The sequence below is a fragment of the Chryseobacterium sp. JV274 genome (assembly GCF_903969135.1).
Taxonomy (GTDB): domain Bacteria; phylum Bacteroidota; class Bacteroidia; order Flavobacteriales; family Weeksellaceae; genus Chryseobacterium.
The window spans coordinates 667,813-686,567 of record NZ_LR824569.1 but is presented as its reverse complement, the minus strand read 5'-3'; the positions used below and the strand labels follow the sequence as shown (position 1 = coordinate 686,567).

Below are 18,755 nucleotides of genomic sequence, written 5' to 3'. Positions count from 1 at the left end.
GAATGTTAGTTTTCATACCTTTTGTTTTCAAAATTAGAAATTTGCTTCCAACAAAATTGATAAAATAAAATAATATAAAAATAAAATAAAGCCGGAATTGAAGCTAGGCATGATATAACCTCCAGCTTCTCTCTTCCAGCTTAAAAAACTTAGACATAAATATGAATACACTAGAAAAAGCGAAACTTTGGTTAAGTGATACCTTCGATAAAGAAACAAGAGAGGCTGTACAATCACTGATTGACAGCAATTCTCCAGATCTGGAAGATTCTTTCTACAGAGAACTGGAATTCGGGACAGGAGGAATGCGTGGAATAATGGGAGTAGGAACCAACCGCTTGAATAAATATACATTAGGACAGGCTACGCAAGGATTGGCGAACTATATGCTGCAGCAATTCAAAGGAGAAGAGATCAAAGTAGCTATTGCTTATGATGTTCGTCATAACTCAAAAGAATTCGGAAAGCTGGTAGCTGATGTTTTGACAGCCAATGGAATCAAAGTACTGCTTTTCAAAGATCACAGACCCACTCCGGAATTGTCTTTCACAGTACGTGATAAAAAATGTAACGGGGGAATTGTATTGACAGCTTCTCATAACCCGCCGGAATACAACGGTTATAAAGTATACTGGAATGACGGAGCTCAGATTGTTCCGCCTAATGATGAAGCCATTATCAATGAAGTGTATTCTGTAAAGTTTGAAGAAATTAAATTCAACGGAAATGATGATCTTATCGAGTGGATCGGAGAGGAGCAGGACGATGTATATATCGATGCATGTATTGAAAACTCTACCTATCAGAATGTTGGAAAAGAAAATTTAAATATAGTTTTCACATCAATCCACGGAACAACATATACCACTGTTCCTAAAGCACTTGAAAAAGCAGGATTCAAAAAAATAGATCTTGTGAGAGAACAGATGATCCCAAGCGGAAATTTCCCTACTGTAGATTCTCCAAACCCGGAAGAGCCTGCAGCATTGGAAATGGCAATGGATCTTGCAAGAATTACGAATGCAGATATCGTGATTGGCACAGACCCGGATGGTGACAGATTGGGAATTGCGGTAAGAAATCTTGATGGTGAAATGCAGCTGTTGAACGGAAACCAGACCAATACCATTCTTACCTACTATATCCTGAATGAATGGAGAAAACAAGGAAGAATTACAGGAAAAGAATTTATAGGTTCTACGATTGTAACTTCAGATATCTTCTTTGATATCGCTCAGAAATTCGGAGTAGAGTGCAAAGTAGGTCTTACCGGATTCAAATGGATCGGAAAAATGATCCGTGAAGCAGAAGGAACACAAAAATTTGTGTGTGGAGGTGAAGAAAGTTTCGGATTTATGACCGGAGATTTCGTTCGTGACAAAGATTCTTGTGGAAGTATCCTTTTAGCTTGCGAAATTGCAGCGTGGTGCAAAGCCAACGGAAAAACAATGTATCAGTACATGATCGAGATCTATGAAGATCTTGGAATGTATTACGAAGGATTAATCAACATTGTAAGAAAAGGAAAAGAAGGCGCTGAAGAGATCGAGAATATGATGAAAAACTTCCGTGAAAACCCTCCAAAAGAATTGGCAGGATCATTAGTGGAAGAAGTAAAGGATTTCAAAGAACAGACAAGCCTTACCATTTCTACGAACGAGAAAAAAGTAATGAATGATATTCCAAAGTCCAACGTATTGATTTATTACACACAGGATGGAACAAAAGTATGCGTAAGACCTTCAGGAACAGAACCAAAAATCAAGTTCTATGTTTCAGTGAAGGATTCTATTACTTCAGAAACGGATTTCAGAGATAAATTAAAATCATTGGAAACTAAAATAGGGGCCGTTAAAACAGATTTGAAACTGGATTAATTTCCCCAAAAATAGTAGATGATTAAAAAAATAATAGCGGTTTGCCTGCTTTCTGCAGCTGTAGTTTCCTGTAAAAAGGAAACTGCAGTTTCAGAGACAAAACTTGAAAATGATTCGATTGCTACTACAGAAACCAAAGAAGATCAGTACAAACCGATAGATACAGCATGTTCTCCAGCTCATAAAACGGAGGATTATATCACATCACTTCAATGGTACCGTACAAAAATCGAAAAAGAAATGGCTGGAAACAGTCCGGAGCAGAATGACAATGTATACGAAGATTATTTAAAAATAAGAGGAAAGTATACAGAATGTCTGATGAGCTTACATACTGATATTTTAGATAAATATGTGAATTATTATAACTATGATAAGGATCAGTACAATTTGCCGGACAATGTTAAAAAAATAGCTTCAGAACTGAAAAAAGAAGGCCTTGAGTTCAGGGAAGTAGGAGAAGGGATGACTGAAATATGGACTGTGCCCGGATATTATTCTTCTCTGTTTAAAAATAAGGTAACTCCTGATTATGAAGTCTACATTTCACAGACTGATAAAGAAAGTGAATCCAATTATGCTGCAGATGCAGGACTGATAATTACCTGGGAACAGCTTGGAGACAGGCTCATGTTTTGGGAAAATTTCATGAAGAAATATCCTAAGAGTAACCTTTTAAAAGCTGTAGAACAGGATTATAAAATATATTTGTCTGATTATCTTTTGGGAATGGATAATACACCCACTTACGAAAGAGATCAGGACAAAGGAACAGGAAAACTAAACGATGAAAACAGAGCGGAATTCAACAGGATTATTAAAAAATATCCGAATTCCAATACGGCAAAAAAAGCAAAAGAAATAATTACTCTTTTTGATGCGCAAACGCCGGTAGATCAAATAGATGAAAAGATCAATGGAGAACGATAATATAAATTTAAAATAAGAAAAAGTGAAAGTTTCAAAATTAGCAGCGAACCTGATCGGTTCTGAAATTGTAAAAATTGGTAACGAAGTAAATGATCTAAAAGCAAAGGGAGCAGAAATTGCCAATCTTACTATTGGTGATCTGAATTCTAATATCTATCCTATTCCGGCATTGCTGAAGGAAGAGATTCAGAAAGCATATCAGAATAATCTGACGAATTATCCGCCTGCAAATGGACTTTTATCTTTAAGAAAAGAAGTTTCCAAAGACCTTAAAAAAAGATGGAACCTGGACTATTCTCCAGAAGATATTTTGATTACGGCAGGATCAAGACCTTTGATTTATGCGGTATACAAAACAATTGTAGACGAAGGAGATAAAGTAGTTTATCCTACACCATCATGGAACAACAATCACTATGCTTATCTTACTTCTGCCAATGCTGTAGAAGTAAAAACAAAACCTGAAACTAACTTTCTTCCGACAGCAGATGATCTAAGACCTCATCTGGATGGAGCTGTATTATTAGCACTTTGCTCACCATTGAACCCTACAGGAACAATGTTTACAAAAGAGCAGCTTTCAGAAATCTGTGAATTGGTCATCGCTGAAAACAAAAAAAGAGGGGCAGACGAAAAACCGTTATACTTAATGTATGACCAGATCTATTCTTGTCTTACTTTTGGCGCTGAGCATGTAGATCCTGTTTCTCTTTTCCCTGAAATGAAAGACTATACAATCTACATCGATGGTATTTCCAAATGCCTTGCAGCAACAGGAGTACGTGTAGGATGGGGATTCGGGCCTGCTCATATTCTTGATAAAATGAAAGCACTTCTTACTCACGTTGGAGCATGGGCACCAAAACCAGAGCAGGAAGCTACGGCTAAATTCTATGCAAACCCAGAGAATGTAGATACTTTTGTTGAGGATTTTAAAGGTAAACTTGAAGAAAGTTTAAAAGTTCTTCACAACGGAGTTCAGGATTTAAAAGGAAAAGGACTTTCAGTAGACAGTATCGAACCCATGGGAGCTCTTTATCTTACGATTAAGTTAAACTATATCGGAAAAACAAAACCCGATGGAGGAATCATTGAAAACTCTTCAGACCTGGTATTTTACCTGATCAATGAAGCAGGGGTGGCTTTAGTACCATTCTCAGCCTTCGGAGAAGACAAATCTGAACCTTGGTTCCGTGCTTCTGTAGGAGGATTGGCTACAGATGAGATCAAAGTAATGCTTCCAAAACTGGAAAGTGCTTTGAACAATTTAAAATAGGCTTTACATAAAAATATGCTTCGACTCTGTCCGGCATGACATCATTAAAATTAAATTTATATTAATAGTGTCAGGCTGAGCGGAGTCGAAGCGTTTCAAATACAATATAAACCATGAAACTTCCACGGAAATCTTTTCTGGAAACAAAATATCTGTTTTTTTCAACGCTGGTGATTATTGCAGTAGTAATTCTAAGCGTTTGGCTTTCCGGAAAAGCAGCACATCGCTCTCTATTTCAGAATTCTATTGTATCAACCTCTTTTTTGGCTGGAACATTTTTTCTGTTTATCAGTGCAGGACTGTATTATGGCTTGAAATTGAAAGACAATGTCGGGAATGTTTTAAACAAAGAAAGAATACAAAGATATACTGATAAAACCCCAAAACTTAATGGTTTTGAATTTGATCCCCCAGCTGTAGGCGATGGAATAGGAGGCATTATCATTTCCATTCTTTTGTGGATTGTATTTTCAATTTTGTTGATCTTTCTTTCTTATTTTTTGGGACTTTTCTTTTGGTCGGCTATATTATTATTGACTGCCAGCTTGTATTGGGTGTTTTTCAGGGCACTCAGATTGGTTTTTAAAAATTCAGGAAAATGTAAAGGCGATTTCTTAAAAAGCATTGGATTCGGTTTTTTTTACTCTTTTCTGTACATTTCCTGGATGTACGGAGTTATTTTTCTCATCAAATATTTGAATTAGATGTGCGTTTATCCGTAAAAGATTAAATAAATATTAAAAATTAAACAACTTCTTTGTACTAAGCTCAACTAGGAATTACCTTTGAGGCTTTTACACACACCTGAATATAATAAAGTTGAAAATTACACGATGAAAAAACTGAGATTTCTACTCTTACCAGTTTCAATATTGGTATGCTCACAAGAAGTTGACACACTGAAAGTAAAAGAATTGCCCAAGGAATCTGAGCTGCAAAAAGTACAGACTTATACCTTGAAAGACGGTTCTGTCAGAACTTACCCAAAACCCAAATTATTGGACTTTGTAACGAAATTACCCAGAAACTTTATCAATACAAATAAAGATTTCGTTGCCAAAGATCATGCTTATTATCTTGGAGGTGCCGTTGCTGCTACTCTGATTCTCTTGCCATTTGATCAGAAACTGATTGACAATTCAAGAGAGTTGGGAGAAAGATGGGGAATGGATAAAGACAATAACTACAACAAAATAGGTGGTGTTTTTAAAATCCCTAAAGATATTGGATCTACCTTATATCTGATAGGAAATGGTTCCACACTGGTCTTACTGGGCATTGGTTTTGGAACGTATGGTTTGATTAAAAATGATTACAGGGCACAGGCTACAGCCAGTGGTTTGATGGAAAGTTTAATTCTTTCCGGAGTTTTCACCCAAACTATCAAAAGAATTACCGGAAGAGAAAGCCCTTTTATTGCAGAGATCAACGGAAATAAAGGAGGTGCCTGGAATCCTTTTCCAAGCTTTTCAGAATTTGGCAGGAATACCTCGAACTATGATGCGATGCCGTCAGGACATTTAACAACCTTTATGGCTGGAATTACAGTGATTGCAGATAATTATCCGGATGCAGTATGGATCAAACCGATAGGGTACACTTTAGCAGGAGCTTTATGTTTTCAGATGATGCAAAGTAAAGTTCACTGGGCTTCAGATTATCCGCTCGCTTTATTAATGGGATATTTTATTGGAAAAACAATATCAAAAAGCCGATATACTTCATCAGAAGGCACCATCGGAAAAACAAAATATAATCTGAATTTTACGGCATCCCGCCAATGGGAATATAATATGGTAGGTGTAAAACTCTCTTTTTAAGCTGCCAAAAACTCTGTTTTGTAGAGTAAATAAGATACTTTTCACTACATTTGATCTCAAGATAAAAGGATTATTGCAGCTTTTACAAATATTGCAATGAAACCTGTTGAATTAAAGAGATTTACTTAATATTTTTATTGAATGAAAATAATAGCTGTCATCCCTGCACGTTACGAAGCGAGCCGTTTTCCAGGGAAACTAATGCAGATTTTAGGAGAAAAAACCGTTATCACTACCACTTATCAGAACGTAGTGGAAACCGGGCTATTTGACGAAGTTTTTGTGGCAACAGACTCTGAAATTATTTTTGATGAAATCGAAAAAAACGGTGGAAAAGCTGTTATGACAGGACAGCACGAGACTGGAAGCGACCGTATTGCAGAAGCTGTACAGAATATAGACTGCGATATCGTGATCAATGTTCAGGGTGATGAGCCTTTCCTTAAACTGGAACCTTTACATCAGCTGATTGAAGTCTTTAAACATGATGATCAGCAGGAAATTTCTTTAGCTTCTTTAAAAATACAGCTGCATGAGAAAGAGGAAGTTGAAAATCCTAATAATGTAAAAGTTATTACAGATAACAATGGTTTTGCTTTGTATTTCAGCCGTTCTGTAATCCCTTTTCATAGGGAAGTTTCCTATGGTATAAGCTATTTTAAACATATTGGGGTATATGCTTTCAGGAAGGAAGCGCTATTGCAGTTTTCAAAACTGGAAATGAAACCATTGGAAATATCTGAAAAAATCGAATGCATCCGCTATCTTGAATACGGAATGAAGATCAAAATGATAGAAACCAATTTCGTAGGAGTGGGTATTGATACACCGGAAGATCTTGAAAAAGCCAGAAAGCTGATTTAAATAATGTAGAGGCAAAAAGCAGATTCACAGATTCGCTCTTTCGCCTTTTTTTGCAATTGTACATAAATCCCCCTATATTTGAATTTATAAATAAAATTAATGAAGAAGTTACTATTAGTATTTGGACTGATATTTTCGTATTTAACATTTGCGCAGACTGCAAAGGAAATTATAGACAAAAACATTGAATTATCCGGAGGGTTAACCAATTGGAAACTTTTGAATTCAGTATTGCTTCAGGGAAAAGTAGTATTGGGAATCAAAGATGAATATCCGATAAAAATTTATCAGCAGCGTCCAAATCTTACTAAAACATTAATTACTACCGGCGGAAAAGAAACTGCAATTGAAGGTTTTGACGGTACCAAAGGATATGCAATGAATTATGCCGCCAATAAACTTCAGGAATACCCTGAATATGTACCGGAAAGTTTTGATAATGACTTCATTGATTGGGAAAACAAAGGTTTTGATGCCAAATATCTTGGAAAAGAAAAAGTAGGAGACATCTACTGTCATAAAGTAGAACTTACCAAAAATGTGAATAAGAATATGTATTATTTTGATACAAAGACTTATATGCTTTTAAAAGAAGTGAAAAAAGATGAAACGCTGATATATTCTGACTATAAAAAAGTAGGAAATATTATTATGCCTTTCAGAATTGAATCTTCCAGTACCAAAAAAGACGGAGATTATGTGATGTTACTGAACAAAGTAGAAATCAACAAAGTTTTTCCGGCTAACATTTTTAAGTTTTAATTCAACTGCAGCCCGGCTGCATAAAATGATAAAAAATGAAAAATATTTTTTTACTGCTGCTTTCTTGTATAGCATTCCTGCAAAGCTGCACCAATCAAAAAAGTGAAATTTCTAAAGCCAAAACCACTGAACTTATGGGAAAAACAATATATGACTTCAAAGTAGAAAGTCTTGACGGGAAAGAAATCAATTTTGCAGATTTCAAAGGAAAGAAAATCCTGATTGTCAATACCGCTTCAGAATGTGGATTTACTCCTCAGTATGCTGATCTTGAGAAAGTATATGAGGAATATAAAGATAAGCTGGTTGTAGTAGGATTCCCTGCCAATAATTTTGGCGGACAGGAACCTGGAACCAATACCGAAATTGGCGCTTTCTGTCAGAAAAATTACGGAGTGACATTCCCTTTGGCAGCTAAAGTCTCCGTAAAAGGAGATGATACCGCCCCGATCTTCAAGTATTTAACAGAACAGGAATTAAACGGAGTAAAAAATACAACCATTCTTTGGAACTTTACCAAATTCCTGGTTGATGAAAACGGAAAATTGATTGATTCTTTTGTAAGTACTACAAAGCCTACTGATGAGGCGATTACAAAGTATCTGAAATAAAGAGAAAAAAGTATATTTTTACAAGTGGGTGTTTACATCCACTTTTTTTATTTTTATAACCATCAATGATTTCTTATGAAGAAAATAATTTTTACCCTTTCTATTCTGGCAGCTTTTATGTCAGGATTTGCTTTTAAAGCCGTTACAGAAAATAAATCTGATGAAACAAAAAGAGTAACCGGTATCGGCGGAATCTTTTTTAAATGTAAAGATCCTAAAAAGATGAGAGAATGGTATGAAAGCCATCTGGGACTTGTGACCAATGAATACGGAGCTGTATTCGAGTGGTATCAGGGAGCAGATCAATCTAAAAAAGGATTTAGCCAATGGAGTCCTTTCAGTGAAAAAACAAAATATTTTCAGCCTTCTGAGAAAGATTTCATGATCAATTATCGGGTAGAAAATCTTGAAAAACTGATCGAGCAGCTTAAAAAAGAAAATGTAACCATTGTTGATAAAATGGAGATTTATGAATATGGGAAATTTGTCCATATTATGGATATAGAAGGCAACAAAATAGAACTTTGGGAACCTAATGATATTGAATATGAAAAGCTGGGGCAAAAAATGGGAAGTAAAACCACAAAGTAATTTTGTAATAGGTAATAGGTAATAGGTAATAGGTAATAGGTAATAGGTAATAGGGGGTAGGGCTTAGGTTTTAGGGAAATTAATAACAAAGCCAAACCGCATTATCCCGAAGCCAGTACCTCTAATCTTTTATTCATTAGTCTTTTCCGCAAAACAGAAAATATTTCCAAGTTTTATACTGGAGTATCCGTTACTTTTTATTTTTGAAGATTTTATCATTGCTTTTGCCAGAATATTGGTGGGGAGTGGCTTCTGGCTTTCTAATAACCCCAGTTTATTGGCAAATTTTATAATCCGGCTGCCAAGAACTTCTCCGGTTCTCTCAGAATTTGTTCGTTCAAGCATTCCCGGTTTGAAAATAGTGATCTTATTGAAATGCAGCAGCTTTACGGCTTCTTCCAGCTCACCTTTCATTTTAGAATAGAAAATTTTGGACTGCGGATTGGCACCATAAGCGGATACCAGAATATAATCTTCCACATTATTTTCTCTCGCAGCTTTTGCAAATTCATACTGATAATCGAAATCTACTTTCTTTTGAGCCTCTTTACTTCCTGCATCTTTTAAAGTAGTTCCCAGGCACGAAAACGCCACATCTCCATTCACCATATCTTTCCATTCTTCAGGCTTTTCAAAATTCACAATATGAACCTTAAGCTTTTCATCCTGAATATCAACAGGTTTTCTAACAAAAATATCCACTTCGTCAAACTCTTTGTCATTCAATAGCTGATTGACAAGATCTTTTCCCGTGGCGCCTGTAGCACCTATTACCAAAGCTTTCATAATAATTGTGATTTGTGAGATTATTTCTTTCTTAAATTTACTAAATTTGAATTAAAGATTAAAGAATTATATCATTTAATCATTACTAATTATTGATCACTCATTACTTATCTCTGATATGGATGCCAACGAAATTTTAGATTACTGTCTTGCGAAAAAAGGAGTTACGGAAAGCTTTCCGTTTGATAACGAGACTCTTGTGTTGAAAGTAGACACCAAAATGTTTTTACTGATGGGGCTTGAAAGACAACCCTTAGCGATTAATGTAAAAACAGATCCTGAATGGAGTGCAGAGCTTCGTGAACAGTATCCTCAGATTACAGGGGCTTATCATATGAACAAAACCCATTGGAATTCTGTAACAGCAGATGGTTTGAAAAGAGATATGATCTTTAAACTCATTGACCATTCCTATGATTTGGTTTTTAAATCCCTGACAAAGAAGGCTCAGAATGCAGTAAATTCTTTATAAAATAATAAAAATAATTTAAGGTATGGAATTTGTTACATATGGTCAGTGAAATACATGATTAATGTTAACAAAATAAATAACAAATGAGAAATCACCTTTTATTATTCGTAGCAGCAGGTACATTGATGTTGTCAAGCTGCACCCAATCAGTAAAGAAAAGCACTGCTGAAAATCCGGCTTCTGCTGTCTCAGCTTCAGAAAATCTTAAAATAGAATTTTCAGGAACAGAGAATTTTACGATTAAAAATCCAAAACTTAAAGTAAGCTTATACGGAATGGATGAAAAACTGGCAGATGCTCCTGCCACTTTAATTACAGAAAAAGAGTATGAGCAGAAATCTGTACCGTTCACTATTGACCTGCCAGTACCCAAAGATGCTGAAAGCAAAATCAATCCAAAACCTGCAGGACCGGCAAAATATTATGTAACAATAAGCTGGGATTCTGACGGAAACGGAAAAGCAGATGAAAAAGGGGATATTTTTGTTGATTATGACAAACAGTTTCCTAACGTGAAACTAAGTAGTGAACCTCAGAAAATATACTTAAAAATATTGAAATAAATAAAAAGGCTATTCATCACTGAATAGCCTTTTTGATATCTTAAAAATCAAATTTCTCTGTTAACCTCTTATCTTCGTCCAGTCTTTCAATCAATTTTTCAAGACCTTCAAATTTGATTTCATCATGAAGAAAATCTCTGAAACTTACCGTAATTTCTTCATCATAGATATCTCCATCAAAATCAAGGATATAAACTTCCACAGTTAATTTCTCTCCATTTACCGTAGGGTTGGTTCCCACACTCAGCATTCCTTTATATTGGTTGCCTTTTATGAATACTTCTACAATATAAGCTCCTTTTTTAGGTAAAAGTTTAATTGATTCCGTATCAATATTGGCCGTTGGATAGCCAATTGTTCTTCCGATTTTCTTCCCGTGAACTACCGTTCCTGAAACAGAGTAGGAGTATCCCAGCATTTCGTTGGCCTCCTTAATATTTCCTGTTAAAAGGGCATTACGTACTTTCGTGGAACTGATATTGTTTTCGTGAATATTGATTGCTTCCATTTGTTCAACATCAAAATCAAGCTCCTTGGATAATGTTTGAAGAAGTTCAAAATTTCCACTCTTGTTTTTTCCGAAAGAATGGTCATATCCTATAATAAGGTATTTAACGTTGAGTTTATCAATTAAAATTTGACGTACAAATTCTTCTCCGGTTAAGTTTCTGAACTCTTCATCAAACTCCTTCAGGAACAGATTATCAACACCATACTTCTCAACCAGCTGTTTCTTTTCTTCTAAGGTATTCAGAAGTTTTAAATCTTCATTAGGATTAAAAACAAACCTTGGATGCGGCCAGAAAGTAAGGATAGCAGTTTCCAGATTGTTCTCTGTACCTACTTTCGTCAGTTCATCAATAATACTCTTGTGCCCGAGATGTACCCCGTCAAACATTCCTAAAGACAATGCTAAAGGCTTCTGTGAGGAATAATCTGTAAAATTCTTGAAAACTTTCAAAACGGAAAAATTTGACTGCAAATATAGAAATAATGTGCCAATGTATCAATATAACAATGGAGTAATACCTATAACCTTACTATTGCAGCACCTATTCATTGTTATATCGTTATAATACTAAAATAATCTATTCTCAAAAGCATGATAAAAATCTTTTTTTTACCAATTGCGGGTTTATGAAGAATCACTATATTTGCACCAAGAAAAAATTTAGCAATGGCAAACCAAATTAAAGGTAAAATTTCTCAAATTATTGGTCCGGTAATCGACGTTGTCTTCACAGATGTGGAAGCTGTTCCAGCAATCTATGACGCGTTAGAAATTACAAAAGAAAACGGTGAAAAAGTAGTTTTAGAGGTAGAACAACATATTGGCGAAGATACAGTAAGATGTATCGCAATGGACGCTACTGACGGTCTTAAAAGAGGGCAGGACGTAATTGGATACGGAAATCCTATTATGATGCCAATCGGAGAGGCTGTAAACGGAAGACTATTCAACGTTGTTGGTGATGCTATCGACGGACTTCAAGATATTTCTAAGGAGGGTGGTCTACCAATTCACAGACCAGCTCCAAAATTTGATCAACTTTCAACTTCTGCAGAAGTTTTATTTACAGGTATTAAAGTAATCGACTTAGTTGAGCCTTACGCAAAAGGAGGTAAAATTGGTTTGTTCGGTGGTGCCGGTGTAGGTAAAACAGTATTGATTCAGGAGTTGATTAACAATATTGCAAAAGGACACGGAGGTCTTTCTGTTTTTGCCGGAGTAGGTGAAAGAACGAGAGAAGGAAATGACCTTTTGAGAGAGATGCTGGAATCAGGAATTATCAAGTATGGTGATGATTTCATGCACTCTATGGAAAACGGAGGTTGGGATCTTTCTAAAGTAGATTTAGAAGCTATGAAAGATTCTAAAGCTGCATTCGTTTTCGGACAGATGAACGAGCCGCCAGGTGCAAGAGCTAGAGTAGCACTTTCTGGTCTTACATTAGCTGAGTACTACAGAGACGGTGGAGAAAGCGGACAAGGTAGAGACGTACTTTTCTTCGTAGATAACATCTTCCGTTTTACACAGGCTGGTTCTGAGGTATCTGCACTTCTTGGTCGTATGCCATCAGCGGTAGGTTACCAACCAACTCTTGCTTCTGAAATGGGTGCGATGCAGGAAAGAATTACTTCAACTAAAAATGGTTCAATTACTTCAGTACAAGCGGTATACGTACCTGCGGATGACTTAACTGACCCGGCTCCTGCAACTACGTTTGCTCACTTGGATGCAACTACGGTACTTGATAGAAAGATTGCTTCATTAGGTATTTACCCAGCGGTAGATCCATTGGCTTCTACTTCAAGAATCCTTGCTCCGGAAGTTATCGGTCAGGAACACTATGACTGTGCTCAAAGAGTAAAAGAAATTCTTCAAAGATACAAAGCTCTTCAGGATATCATCGCAATCCTTGGTATGGAAGAACTTTCTGAAGAAGATAAATCTGTTGTATACCGTGCAAGAAAAGTTCAGAGATTCTTATCTCAGCCTTTCCACGTAGCAGAACAGTTTACAGGTATTCCAGGATCATTGGTAGATATTAAAGATACAATCAAAGGATTTACTATGATTATGGATGGTGAATTAGATCACTTACCAGAAGCTGCTTTCAACTTGAAAGGAACTATCGAAGAAGCTATCGAAGCAGGACAAAAAATGTTAGCTGAAAACGCTTAATAATTAGACATAAAGATAAAAGATACCAGACATGAGACTTTAAGGTTGTCTGAAATCTGAAATCTGAAATCTTCAAATCTAAATTAAAATGAATATAAAAATTTTAACACCAGAATACGTAGTTTTTGAAGGAGAAGTAGACTCAGTATTGTTGCCTGGAAAAAATGGTGAATTTCACATCATGAAAAACCACGCGGGAATTGTTTCTTCTTTGATCGGAGGTAATGTAAAGCTTTTTGCTAATTCTATTGATGAGGCTTTTGCTAAAAACTTTACCAAAGAAGCTGGAAAAGACTCTGTTTTTGCTTATGCTATCAAAAGCGGTGTTGTAGAATTTAATCATGATAAAGGTATTATCCTTTGTGAATAATTAAATGAAAAGCTAAATATATTTTCAAGAAAGTGTAACTTTGTGTTACACTTTTTTTATTTGTAAAAGTTTGATTGTATGAAGAGAGGCATAATCATATTCTTTACAGTTCTGGGTGTTTTCCTTCAAGCTCAGAATATCAAAACCAAAAGAGGAATTATCAATCTGGATGGTATTCCGGTAGCGAAACTGTCTAACAAATCCAGCGAATATACGTTTATGGATCTGAAGGAAACCCCAATGTATACTATAAAATTCATTGATAAAAGTATCGTTGATTCTGTTCGCGACAGCTATATCAGTATCAATAGAGTATATAACAGGGACAAAACGATTGAAATTGATTATTCATCACCTTCAGCGTTCTCCGGTGAAGAAAAGTCAGCGGTTTTTACTTCGGTTAAGGATCTTAAAATCATTGATAATAAAGGAATCAATGTGAAAAACCTGGATGATATCTTTTCAAATGTTCCGAAAAGAAAGCTGGACAGCAAGACCAAAGATGCTTACACTATCAGAAAGAAAATAGATAAACTGAATATTGAGGTCAATAAAGTGGGAGAGATCTTAAGTAATGGTGTTCCGGTGGGATATTTTACTAATCTGCCTGTAAGTTTCGGCTCACAGGATATAATTATGGATAAAACACCTATAGATATTGAGATTTATGATGCCAAAAGCAAACTAATCGGCAGGTATATTACGACCACAAAGCAATTAAAGACAGCAGGCGGAAAATCTTTCACGATTTACAAAGAAATGTCTGGGAGAGCTTCTATTCTAAAGTTCCCGACTTATAAAGCCCTTGCAGAACGCATGGCTATCATGGATCCAAATTTTATTAAAATTCAGGAAAAAGTATCTGTGGGTACTGTTTCAAAAGAAACCCCTAATTAATGCTTTAAAGAGAAAACAGATTTGTAAAATTTGTAATCTGTATTCGAGAGAAATAATATTTAATAGAAACGGGCTTTAGCCCGTTTGTTCGTTTAATAAAGTGACAATTGGCTTCAGCCAAAATAATTTTCATAAAGTAAAACGGAGCTTAATCATCCCATAGGATATAAAAAAGCACAAAACTTCCTATTTTTAAAAATCCCTGAGAAAAAATTGAAAATTTTTATAAACTTAAAATCACTCCATTTTCCTTCAACTGCTGCATTGGTTTTGAGAACCAGAATAGCTCAAAATCTTCAAAATTCTCTTCAAAGTGATTCTTAAGTTGTTGAATAGTAGGTTTTTTTGAGTTTTCAATAGAATTTTCTTCCAATACATTCATCAGCCATTCTGCCTTTTCCTGTTCCAGTTCAACCTTTACAATATTGGTTTTTAGGTGGAATGTAAGGATCGTATATGTACCAGAGTATTTCTTTTTATTTTTTACGCGATTCTCAGCGATTACATTTTTGGTCAGAAAGACAACTTTCGAATTGGTCTTCAGTTGAAACTGCCCATCTTCTAAAAGACAGTCGTGGATATAATCCGGATGAATAGTTGTTCTTGGAATTTTAAAATCAAACCATTCCTGAAGTGGCAGTTCAAAATTCACTCCATGCATAAAATTGAATAAAGATTTTTTCAATCCGAAACTGAACTTGTTATGATCAATTCCGGTTTTATCCTGAAAGTCTATATCATTATTGGCAAACAGAATTTCCTGTTTTATAGGAATTACTCCAAAATCCTCAGGCTTCATTCCAACAGGAGAATGGGCAGTCATTGCAAACTGATGCCAGAAACCACTTTGAAGAATTCCCATTTCAAACATCTGCCGGATCATTTCCAAAGAATCAACTGTTTCCTGAACGGTTTGGGTAGGGTAGCCATACATCAGATATGCATGCACCATAACTCCGGCTTCTGTAAAATTTCTTGTTACGTTGGCAACCTGTTCTACAGAAACTCCTTTGTCAATTAATTTCAGCAATCGGTCACTGGCCACTTCAAGTCCTCCGGAAACAGCAACACATCCCGAAAGTTTCAGGAGGTAGCATAAGTCTCTGGTGAAGCTTTTTTCAAAACGGATATTCGTCCACCAGGTAACGACAAGATTTCTTCGGAGAATTTCCAAAGCAACCTCTCTCATCAAAGCAGGCGGTGCAGCTTCATCCACAAAATGGAATCCTGTTTCACCTGTTGTTCTGATCAATTCTTCAATTCGGTCTACCAGGATCTTAGCAGAAATAGGCTCGTAGATTTTGATATAGTCTAAAGAAATATCACAGAATGTACATTTTCCCCAATAGCATCCATGGGCCATCGTGAGTTTGTTCCATCTTCCGTCACTCCATAAACTGTGCATGGGATTGGCGATTTCGATAACGGAAATATATTGATCCAGTCTTAGATCTGTATAATCCGGAGTACCGATATCAGCCTGTTTGTAGTCGTGTCTTTTTGAATTATTCTTATAAACAACTTCATTATTTTCGAGAAGAAAAGTTCTTTTAAATTCACCTTCTCCATTGGAAATTTCTAAATTTTGATGAAGAAGTTCAATAGGAAGTTCGCCATCATCTAGGGTAATAAAATCAAAGAATTCAAAAACTCTCTGATCTTTAATTTCTCTTAATTCGGTGTTGGGGAAACCTCCACCCATCGCAATTTTGATGTGAGGGTGATTCATTTTGATCCATTGCGCACATTTGAAAGCAGAGTACAGATTGCCGGGAAAAGGGATTGAAAAGCAAACCAGTTTCGGCTGAACCGTTTCTATTTTTTCACGAAGAATTTTTAAAGTAAATTCATCAATAAATGTTGAGCCTCCAGATAATTTTGAATACAATTCATCAAAAGAATTGGCACTTTTTCCGAGACGTTCAGCATATCTGCTGAAACCAAAATCAGGATCAATATTTTCAACAATATAATCAGATATGTCTTCTAAGTATAAGGTTGCCAGATGTTTGGCTTTGTCCTGCAGACCCATATTTCCAAAAGCAAATTCCATATCATCCAGCTGGTTGAAACGGGAAGCTTCAGGAAGGAAGTTCATACTGCAGATCTGTCTTGCCAAAGTGGGCGTTTTGTCCTGTAAAAACAGAATAACCTGATCTATGGTTTTGATATATTCTTCTCTTAAGGCATAGATTCTCTGAGAATTTTCAGAGGTATCATGAAGATCAGTTTTTTTGCTGAAAACCTTCTGAATTCCGTCTTTTGAAAATAATTCCAAAATAACATCAATCCCCAAATCTACCTGATAACCGGAAATATTTTTGGTATTTAAAAATCCTTTAATATAAGCAGTTGCAGGATAAGGAGTGTTAAGTTGTGTAAAAGGCGGAGTAATAAGAAGCAGGTCTTTCAACAGAAATTTTTTGCAAAGTTATTCTAAAGTTTTTTCAGAAAAAAATTTTTTCTCCTGATTATAAACAGTGATGAAAAGTCTTTAGAGTTCTGGTTTATAACAATCTGTTGCTGTGGGATGTATCAAAATAAGTTAGTAGGTTTTACAAATAAGGCATCCGGAGGATTGGTATCAATAAAGTTTAAAAAAGAATCTTCATCAAAATATCCGTCTTCGTCAAGAATTTCGGGATTCAACAGTCCAATTTCACTTGGTTTTTCCATGCTGATATTTTCGATGAACTTTCCGGTTTTTCCTGTTATTTCGTTATGAAAACTAATTAAATACCTGGAATATATATTGCCTTCTGCAACCGTATAATGTCCGTTTTCTGCAATCAGAGAAGTCATAATACTTCCACCGATATACGTTTCATTATCATTACCAGATGCTCCGAATAATACTTTGCTGGTAACATTTCCGGAACAGTACAGTGAACCGTTGATGATAATATTTTCTGCCTGTATATTACCTGTTGCAATAAGAACGATATAGTCTTCAACAAAAAGGGTTTCGGATAAATGAATGTCACCTTCTATGAAAATGATTTTATAGCCCTCATTTTCATCGGTAATCAATTCAAGGGAAGTGCTGTTTTCGTTCTCTATGAGGACAATCTCTGGAGCGTCATTTTCATTATTAATGTGAAGGGAAGCATCTTTTATTTTTTCTGCTGTTTCCTCATCCAGCATTTCAAGAAACTCGGCAAGACTTTCTTCATCTAAAGAACTTTCATTAAAGAAATTATTTTCCAGCGCTTCATGGGCAATGGTATATAGATTTTCAGATTTTTCTTTGAGTTTTTTGTATAATTGATCTTTGGTGAGTTTTTGTAATTCTTTCATCGGCTTTTAAAAGTATATACATTGGTCTGTTCAGTGGGGGAAACACTTATTAATAGACAGATGCAATATAATCAGATAAATTTTGTTATGCCAGAAAGTAAGGTATTTATTTTTTCAAATATTTTTCTTATGGGTGATTTCTTACGTTCAAATATTATATTTTTTTCACAAATAATCTGTTTTTTGAGCTTCTGCATATTGTTTTATGATTGTTGATATAAAAAAGAACATTGTTGAGCTTATATTTTGATATTATTTTTTTTGAAGCTTTTCATATGTGTATCTGTTCAGTTTTTTTTGATATATTGTTATGGTGATTTATTCAGAATCTATATAACAAGTTTTATTTACAATGTCAAAAGAAACCATTCCGCTTGTAGAATATTTTAAAAGCTATATTCCGCTTTCAAAGAAAGAAATTGAATTGTTGAATGAACGTTTTGTTGAAAGGAGAATCAAACGAAAACAGTTTATTCTGAAAGAAAATGAAGTGTGTCAATATTATACATTTGTTGTCTCAGGATGTTTAAAAATGTACAATATAGATGGTAACGGCGAAGAACATAATCTCCAGTTTGCGGCAGAGAATGACTGGATTGTGGATATAGACAGTTTTCATCATAAAAAACCAAGTCAATTGTATATTGCGGCTCTTGAAACTTCCACTGTTTTGCAGATTGAAAAAAATGATCTTTGGTTTCTTTATACTTATTATCCCAAATTCGACAGAAACTTCAGAATAATTATCGAACAGAAATTCATCGAGCTCCAAAATCGGGTACTTCAAAATATAAGTGCAACAGGAGAAGAAAAATATGAATTTTTTCTTAAACATTATTCTCAGCTGGCCAACAGGCTTCCCAATACACAGATTGCTTCCTATCTTGGAATCACTCCGCAATTCTTAAGTAAAATCCGTCAGCGGCGGATCAAAAACTGATGATTATGCGCCG

General features: G+C 35.3%; 19 protein-coding genes. 15 read left to right on the top strand and 4 right to left on the bottom strand.

Translation table 11 applies throughout. The features are described from left to right. The first annotated feature begins 161 nt into the window (after positions 1 to 161). The 9 genes from CHRYMOREF3P_RS03175 (at position 162) to CHRYMOREF3P_RS03135 (ending at position 8,731) form a co-directional block, all read left to right on the top strand. On the top strand, positions 162 to 1,877 hold the full coding sequence (locus CHRYMOREF3P_RS03175) for a phospho-sugar mutase (RefSeq protein WP_180563847.1): 1,716 nt from the start codon (positions 162 to 164) through the stop codon (positions 1,875 to 1,877). Positions 1,878 to 1,895: 18 nt separating this feature from the next. Continuing rightward, a complete protein-coding gene (locus tag CHRYMOREF3P_RS03170; protein ID WP_077417053.1) occupies positions 1,896 to 2,807 on the top strand; it encodes a hypothetical protein in 912 nt (303 codons plus the stop codon). Positions 2,808 to 2,829: 22 nt separating this feature from the next. Further along, entirely contained in the window at positions 2,830 to 4,083 is a 1,254-nt protein-coding gene (locus CHRYMOREF3P_RS03165) for a pyridoxal phosphate-dependent aminotransferase (protein WP_180563846.1), read from the top strand. 113 nt (positions 4,084 to 4,196) lie between these two features. Next, positions 4,197 to 4,787, top strand: a complete 591-nt coding sequence (locus CHRYMOREF3P_RS03160; protein ID WP_180563845.1) for a hypothetical protein — start codon at positions 4,197 to 4,199, stop codon at positions 4,785 to 4,787. A gap of 129 nt (positions 4,788 to 4,916) precedes the next feature. Then, a complete protein-coding gene (locus CHRYMOREF3P_RS03155; protein WP_077417057.1) occupies positions 4,917 to 5,903 on the top strand; it encodes a phosphatase PAP2 family protein in 987 nt (328 codons plus the stop codon). Between the two features lie 141 nt (positions 5,904 to 6,044). After that, on the top strand, positions 6,045 to 6,767 hold the full coding sequence (kdsB, locus tag CHRYMOREF3P_RS03150; protein WP_077417059.1) for a 3-deoxy-manno-octulosonate cytidylyltransferase: 723 nt from the start codon (positions 6,045 to 6,047) through the stop codon (positions 6,765 to 6,767). 99 nt (positions 6,768 to 6,866) lie between these two features. Then, a complete protein-coding gene (locus CHRYMOREF3P_RS03145) occupies positions 6,867 to 7,529 on the top strand; it encodes a histidine kinase (protein ID WP_077417061.1) in 663 nt (220 codons plus the stop codon). A gap of 35 nt (positions 7,530 to 7,564) precedes the next feature. Continuing rightward, positions 7,565 to 8,140, top strand: a complete 576-nt coding sequence (locus tag CHRYMOREF3P_RS03140) for a glutathione peroxidase (RefSeq protein ID WP_077417063.1) — start codon at positions 7,565 to 7,567, stop codon at positions 8,138 to 8,140. Positions 8,141 to 8,215: 75 nt separating this feature from the next. Then, the gene (locus CHRYMOREF3P_RS03135) at positions 8,216 to 8,731 is read left to right on the top strand and encodes a VOC family protein (protein WP_317043615.1); all 516 of its coding nucleotides are present in this window, start codon (positions 8,216 to 8,218) and stop codon (positions 8,729 to 8,731) included. Between the two features lie 129 nt (positions 8,732 to 8,860). On the opposite strand, the gene CHRYMOREF3P_RS03130 is transcribed toward CHRYMOREF3P_RS03135, so the two are convergent. Then, positions 8,861 to 9,517, bottom strand: coding sequence for an NAD(P)H-binding protein (locus CHRYMOREF3P_RS03130; protein ID WP_077417065.1), 657 nt, complete (start codon positions 9,515 to 9,517; stop codon positions 8,861 to 8,863). 118 nt (positions 9,518 to 9,635) lie between these two features. Between CHRYMOREF3P_RS03130 and CHRYMOREF3P_RS03125 the strand changes: the two genes are divergently transcribed. Continuing rightward, positions 9,636 to 9,989: an MmcQ/YjbR family DNA-binding protein gene (locus CHRYMOREF3P_RS03125; protein ID WP_077417067.1), complete on the top strand. Its 354-nt coding sequence runs from the start codon at positions 9,636 to 9,638 to the stop codon at positions 9,987 to 9,989. 83 nt (positions 9,990 to 10,072) lie between these two features. Continuing rightward, positions 10,073 to 10,552: a YbaY family lipoprotein gene (locus CHRYMOREF3P_RS03120; protein ID WP_228408814.1), complete on the top strand. Its 480-nt coding sequence runs from the start codon at positions 10,073 to 10,075 to the stop codon at positions 10,550 to 10,552. Between the two features lie 40 nt (positions 10,553 to 10,592). Here the strand turns inward: CHRYMOREF3P_RS03120 and CHRYMOREF3P_RS03115 are convergent, their stop codons facing one another. Beyond that, positions 10,593 to 11,513, bottom strand: coding sequence for a bifunctional riboflavin kinase/FAD synthetase (locus tag CHRYMOREF3P_RS03115; protein WP_077417070.1), 921 nt, complete (start codon positions 11,511 to 11,513; stop codon positions 10,593 to 10,595). 216 nt (positions 11,514 to 11,729) lie between these two features. Between CHRYMOREF3P_RS03115 and atpD the strand changes: the two genes are divergently transcribed. The 3 genes from atpD to CHRYMOREF3P_RS03100 all read left to right on the top strand — a co-directional run bounded on the left by atpD (position 11,730) and on the right by CHRYMOREF3P_RS03100 (position 14,505). Then, complete coding sequence (gene atpD / locus CHRYMOREF3P_RS03110) at positions 11,730 to 13,238, top strand: F0F1 ATP synthase subunit beta (RefSeq protein WP_077417072.1); 1,509 nt, start codon at positions 11,730 to 11,732, stop codon at positions 13,236 to 13,238. Positions 13,239 to 13,326: 88 nt separating this feature from the next. Next, positions 13,327 to 13,608 carry a FoF1 ATP synthase subunit delta/epsilon gene (locus tag CHRYMOREF3P_RS03105; RefSeq protein ID WP_077417074.1) on the top strand — a complete coding sequence of 94 codons (282 nt, stop codon included), beginning with the start codon at positions 13,327 to 13,329 and terminating at the stop codon, positions 13,606 to 13,608. A gap of 78 nt (positions 13,609 to 13,686) precedes the next feature. After that, positions 13,687 to 14,505 (top strand): hypothetical protein, encoded by an 819-nt coding sequence (locus CHRYMOREF3P_RS03100; RefSeq protein WP_180563844.1) that lies wholly within the window; start codon positions 13,687 to 13,689, stop codon positions 14,503 to 14,505. A gap of 223 nt (positions 14,506 to 14,728) precedes the next feature. Here CHRYMOREF3P_RS03100 and CHRYMOREF3P_RS03095 read toward each other — a convergent pair whose 3' ends face one another. Together CHRYMOREF3P_RS03095 and CHRYMOREF3P_RS03090 are read right to left on the bottom strand one after the other, a co-directional pair. Next, on the bottom strand, positions 14,729 to 16,918 hold the full coding sequence (locus tag CHRYMOREF3P_RS03095) for a B12-binding domain-containing radical SAM protein (protein ID WP_077417078.1): 2,190 nt from the start codon (positions 16,916 to 16,918) through the stop codon (positions 14,729 to 14,731). A gap of 122 nt (positions 16,919 to 17,040) precedes the next feature. After that, positions 17,041 to 17,802 (bottom strand): hypothetical protein, encoded by a 762-nt coding sequence (locus CHRYMOREF3P_RS03090; RefSeq protein WP_180563843.1) that lies wholly within the window; start codon positions 17,800 to 17,802, stop codon positions 17,041 to 17,043. A gap of 352 nt (positions 17,803 to 18,154) precedes the next feature. Here CHRYMOREF3P_RS03090 and CHRYMOREF3P_RS03085 point away from each other — a divergent pair, with 352 nt between their 5' ends. Then, positions 18,155 to 18,742, top strand: a complete 588-nt coding sequence (locus tag CHRYMOREF3P_RS03085) for a Crp/Fnr family transcriptional regulator (protein WP_077417082.1) — start codon at positions 18,155 to 18,157, stop codon at positions 18,740 to 18,742. Positions 18,743 to 18,755: the final 13 nt, after the last annotated feature.

Excerpts from the sequence above, each read along its gene's own strand:
- CHRYMOREF3P_RS03130 (WP_077417065.1), bottom strand. The coding sequence starts at position 9,517 with ATGAAAGCTTTGGTAATAGGTGCTACAGGCGCCACGGGAAAAGATCTT.
- CHRYMOREF3P_RS03105 (WP_077417074.1), top strand. The coding sequence starts at position 13,327 with ATGAATATAAAAATTTTAACACCAGAATACGTAGTTTTTGAAGGAGAA.
- CHRYMOREF3P_RS03175 (WP_180563847.1), top strand. The coding sequence starts at position 162 with ATGAATACACTAGAAAAAGCGAAACTTTGGTTAAGTGATACCTTCGAT.
- CHRYMOREF3P_RS03145 (WP_077417061.1), top strand. The coding sequence starts at position 6,867 with ATGAAGAAGTTACTATTAGTATTTGGACTGATATTTTCGTATTTAACA.
- CHRYMOREF3P_RS03090 (WP_180563843.1), bottom strand. The coding sequence starts at position 17,802 with ATGAAAGAATTACAAAAACTCACCAAAGATCAATTATACAAAAAACTC.
- CHRYMOREF3P_RS03135 (WP_317043615.1), top strand. The coding sequence starts at position 8,216 with ATGAAGAAAATAATTTTTACCCTTTCTATTCTGGCAGCTTTTATGTCA.
- kdsB (WP_077417059.1), top strand. The coding sequence starts at position 6,045 with ATGAAAATAATAGCTGTCATCCCTGCACGTTACGAAGCGAGCCGTTTT.
- CHRYMOREF3P_RS03100 (WP_180563844.1), top strand. The coding sequence starts at position 13,687 with ATGAAGAGAGGCATAATCATATTCTTTACAGTTCTGGGTGTTTTCCTT.
- CHRYMOREF3P_RS03160 (WP_180563845.1), top strand. The coding sequence starts at position 4,197 with ATGAAACTTCCACGGAAATCTTTTCTGGAAACAAAATATCTGTTTTTT.
- CHRYMOREF3P_RS03140 (WP_077417063.1), top strand. The coding sequence starts at position 7,565 with ATGAAAAATATTTTTTTACTGCTGCTTTCTTGTATAGCATTCCTGCAA.
- CHRYMOREF3P_RS03125 (WP_077417067.1), top strand. The coding sequence starts at position 9,636 with ATGGATGCCAACGAAATTTTAGATTACTGTCTTGCGAAAAAAGGAGTT.
- CHRYMOREF3P_RS03170 (WP_077417053.1), top strand. The coding sequence starts at position 1,896 with ATGATTAAAAAAATAATAGCGGTTTGCCTGCTTTCTGCAGCTGTAGTT.
- CHRYMOREF3P_RS03085 (WP_077417082.1), top strand. The coding sequence starts at position 18,155 with ATGTCAAAAGAAACCATTCCGCTTGTAGAATATTTTAAAAGCTATATT.
- CHRYMOREF3P_RS03155 (WP_077417057.1), top strand. The coding sequence starts at position 4,917 with ATGAAAAAACTGAGATTTCTACTCTTACCAGTTTCAATATTGGTATGC.
- CHRYMOREF3P_RS03120 (WP_228408814.1), top strand. The coding sequence starts at position 10,073 with ATGAGAAATCACCTTTTATTATTCGTAGCAGCAGGTACATTGATGTTG.
- atpD (WP_077417072.1), top strand. The coding sequence starts at position 11,730 with ATGGCAAACCAAATTAAAGGTAAAATTTCTCAAATTATTGGTCCGGTA.